Origin of the sequence: Vulcanococcus sp. DEBay_Sum22DG08_74 (assembly GCF_017852955.1) — a bacterium.
In the GTDB taxonomy this organism is placed as follows: Bacteria; Cyanobacteriota; Cyanobacteriia; order PCC-6307; family Cyanobiaceae; genus Vulcanococcus.
This window is the reverse complement of the sequence record NZ_JAFMKL010000141.1, coordinates 1-3,819: the sequence shown is the minus strand read 5'-3', so window position 1 is coordinate 3,819 and position 3,819 is coordinate 1. Positions and strand designations below refer to the sequence as shown.

The 3,819-nt window shown below is 64.8% G+C and carries 3 protein-coding genes; all 3 read left to right on the top strand.

What is annotated here, in order from left to right; all coding sequences use genetic code 11:
• A partial coding sequence (asnB, locus tag QZ184_RS10730) for an asparagine synthase (glutamine-hydrolyzing) (protein ID WP_296419579.1) occupies window positions 1–1,791 on the top strand: 1,791 nt, incomplete at its 5' end.
• Window positions 1,792–1,868: 77 nt separating this feature from the next.
• The gene (locus QZ184_RS10725) at window positions 1,869–3,152 is read left to right on the top strand and encodes a Zn-dependent hydrolase (protein ID WP_296419577.1); all 1,284 of its coding nucleotides are present in this window, start codon (window positions 1,869–1,871) and stop codon (window positions 3,150–3,152) included.
• Window positions 3,149–3,819 (top strand): DUF1028 domain-containing protein (locus QZ184_RS10720; protein ID WP_296419574.1); only part of this gene is annotated, 671 nt, incomplete at its 3' end. The genes QZ184_RS10725 and QZ184_RS10720, both read left to right, overlap by 4 nt.

Below are 3,819 nucleotides of genomic sequence, written 5' to 3'. Positions count from 1 at the left end.
AACGGCGAGTTCTATGACTTTCAGCGGATCCGCGCCGATCTGACGGCCCGCGGTGTTCGCTTCAGCAGCAAGAGCGATTCCGAGATCCTGCTGCGTCTCTATCAACAGCAGGGTTTAGGGGCGACGCTGCCCCAATTGCGCGGTGAGTTCGCCTTCGCGATCTACGACGAGGCCGGCGATGTGTTGCACCTGGTCCGGGATCGCTTCGGGATCAAACCCCAGTACTGGACGATCACACCCCAGGGCTTGGTCTTTGGCTCGGAACTCAAGGTCCTGTTTGCCCATCCGGCGGTCGAGCGGCGTTTCACCTCCGAAGGGCTCTTCCACCAGTTGATGCAAACCATGGTCCCCGGGACCACGGCCTTCGCGGGCATCCATCAGGTGCCGCCTGGCCATGGCATCAGTGTTCGCCGGCGCAACGGCAACCTTGAGGTGGAGACCTGGAAGTACTGGGACATGGACTTCCCGCGCCAGGGCGAGCGGGACAGCAGTAAGAGTGAAGCCGACCACATCGAGGCGATCCGTGCCGCCCTGCTGGAAGCGGTGGAGTTGCGGATGGTCGCTGATGTCCCGGTGGGTTGCTACCTCTCCGGAGGCATTGATAGCTGCTCAATCCTGGGGCTGGCCGCTGCCGTCAGCCAGAGCCCGGTGAAGGCCTTCACCATTGGCTTTGACGACGCGCGCTACGACGAGTCGCCCATCGCCCAGGAGATGGCCGAGGCCACAGCCGCTGAGCAGGACGTCATGCGTCTCTCGGGCAAGGAGCTCTATGGCTGGATGGAGCGCACCCTCTGGCACACGGAGCGCACGATCTACAACACCCTGGCGGTGGCCAAGTTCTTGATGAGCCGCCACGTCAACAGCGTGAACTACAAGGTGGTGATGACCGGAGAGGGCTCCGATGAGCTCTTCGGTGGCTATCCCGCCTTCCGCCGCGACATGTTCCTGCACGGTCTGCAGGATCTGCCGGAGCCGGAGCGCAAAGCCTGGGAAGACCTGCTGCAGCAATCCAATGCCTTGGTGCAGGGGGCGATGTTGGCGGCGGATCAAGTGGATGACCCCGACCTTGATGCGGTCGTGGGCTTCACCCCCAGTTGCCTCCAGCCTTGGTTGGCCTGTGCGCCGTTGGTGCCGGCCCTGCTCGCGGAGGCCCATCGCTCGGCCCTCTCGGACTATTCGCCGGGCCAGGCCATCGCCAAGACCCTGGATCCCGATCAGCTGGAGGGGCGCCATGCCCTCGATAAGGCCCAGTACGTCTGGATCAAGACGATGCTGGAGGGCCAGATCCTCACCTGGGGTGGTGACCGGGTGGACATGGCCAACTCCATGGAGGCGCGTCCGGCCTTCTTGGATCACCACCTGGCGGCAGCGGCGGTTCAGGTCCCACCTGAGCTGCGGATCAAGGGCAAGACCGAGAAGTACGTCCTGCGCGAGGCCATGGCGGGCCTTTTGCCGGAGGTGCTCTACAAGCGCGAAAAATTTGCCTTCATGGCTCCGCCGGCCCACACCGAGCCCGAGAAGTGGGAGCAGATGAAGCAGCTGGCCGATGACTACCTGAGTGATCAGGCGATCGAGGCGGCGGGACTCCTGAGCGTCGCGGGTGTTCGGGCCCTCTTCGCCCGCCATGACGACCCGGCCACGACCGATGCGGACCGCGTTCAGATGGACGCCATGATCAACCACCTGCTTGGCGTGCAGATGTTGCACCGGATGTTCATTGCCGCGGATGTGCCGGCCCAGGCCCGCGCCAAGGCCGATGCCCTCGGCTGGCACCCGGCCGCTGCGGCCTAAACGGTCGCAACCGTTACGCAGCACTTCGCCCACCTAGCGGATGGTGGGGAGGCTCTTTTGAACATGCAGGTCTGCGGTTGGTTCTCTCTGCCCCGGGCTCCCAAACCCTCGCGCCCACCGCACAACTGAAAAGACCTTCGGTCAACGCCGTGCGCCTTCTGGCCTCCCTGGAGGCCATGGCCGAAGTCGGTCTTCAGCCAGATGGTTCCATTTGCCGGCGCGGCTTCAGCGCCGAGGACCGTCAGGGCCGTGAACTGCTGAGTGAATGGCTGATCGACGCGGGGATGAGCCTGCGCATCGATGCCGCCGGCAATCTGATTGGCCGCCTGGAGGGCTCAGAGCCCAACCTCCCCGCGCTGGTGAGCGGCTCACATCTGGACACCGTTCCAACCGGTGGTCGCTACGACGGCACCCTCGGCGTCTTGGCTGGACTGGAACTGGTCCGCTGCCTGAAGGATGCCTCGCTTCAGCTGCGGCACCCTTTTGAGCTGATCGTCTTTGCCGATGAGGAGTCCACGATGGTGGGCTGCAAAGGGATGGCCGGAACGGCCAGTGGCGACCCCAGCGATTACACCACCAGTAACGGTGATCCGATTGAGCGGAACCTGGCTCGCCTCGGTGGGGACTGGGAGCGCCTGACCACTGCGGCCCGCAGCGATGACGCCATTGCTGCTTTTCTCGAGCTCCACGTGGAGCAGGGTGCTGTCCTGGAGCAACGCGGCGACAGCATTGGTGTCGTTCAAGGGGTGGTCGGCCAGCGCCGTTTCACGATCCGCGTTTGCGGGCAGGCGAACCACGCCGGTACGACGCCGATGGATCAGCGGCAGGATGCCCTGGTGGCCGCCGCGCAGGTCGTCTTGGCGGTTCAGACCATGGCCCTCGAGCACCCCGGTGATCCGGTGGCCACGGTCGGCAGATTTGAGGTCTGGCCGAATGCCGCCAACGTCGTTCCCGGGGAGGTTCAGTGCAGCGTCGATCTGCGCGATCTGGACCCCGAGGTCTTGGCCTCCCTGAGTGCGCAGCTCGAGGAACGCCTGGCGTCTATTGCTGAGGCCAGTGGTTGCAGCGTGACGATGGAGCCCCAGTTCTCTGTGGATCCGACCCCGGCTGCACCGCTGCTGATGGAGGCGATCGCCGCCTCGGCCTCAGCCTTGGGCTTCTCCCACAGCGCCCTTCCCAGTCGCGCCAGCCATGACGCCCAGGAATTGGGCCGCCGTTGGCCGATGGGCATGGTTTTTGTCCCAAGCCATCGGGGCCTGAGCCATTCCGCGGCCGAGTACACGAGCCTTGAGCAGTGTGTTGCCGGAACGTCGGTCTTGCTGGAGGCGTTTCTGCGCCTGGATGCCCAGCTCTCGGGATGACCTTTTCAATCCTGGCGCGGGATCCATCCAACGGGCGCTTTGGCGTGGCCGTTGCCACCTGTCACCTCGCCGTCGGATCAACGGTTCCCCATATCCGCTCTGGGGTTGGGGCCGTCGCGACCCAGGCCCACACGAACCCCTATCTGGGGATTTGCGGCCTCGAGCGCATGGAGCAGAACCGGGATGCGGAAACCGTCCTGGCCAGCCTGTTGCGGGATGACCCGCAGATGGAGCACCGTCAGCTGCACCTGATTGATGCCTGCGGCCGTACGGCGGGCTGGACGGGCTCTGAATGCGGTCCCTATGCCAGCCATCGCTGCCATCCGGATCTGGCGGTCGCGGGCAACTTTCTCGCTGGCGAGGCTGTCCTGCTGGCGATGGAGGAGGCCTTTCTGTTGAGTGATCCCTCCTGGAAATTGGGGCGTCGCCTGCTGAGCGCCCTTCGCGCCGGTGAGGAGGCCGGCGGTGATCTGCGCTCCCCCCATGCGACCTCGGCTGCCCTGCAGGTCAGCGGTGAGGCGGCTTTCCCCCTGTTGGATCTGCGGGTGGATTTTGAAGAGCGCGCCGTCGACTCCCTGATGGCGCTGTACGAGCGCAGTCAGCAGCTCTGGGTGCAGCAATGGCGTGATTCCTTTGCTGAACTGCCCAATCCTGCAGGCACGGCCCT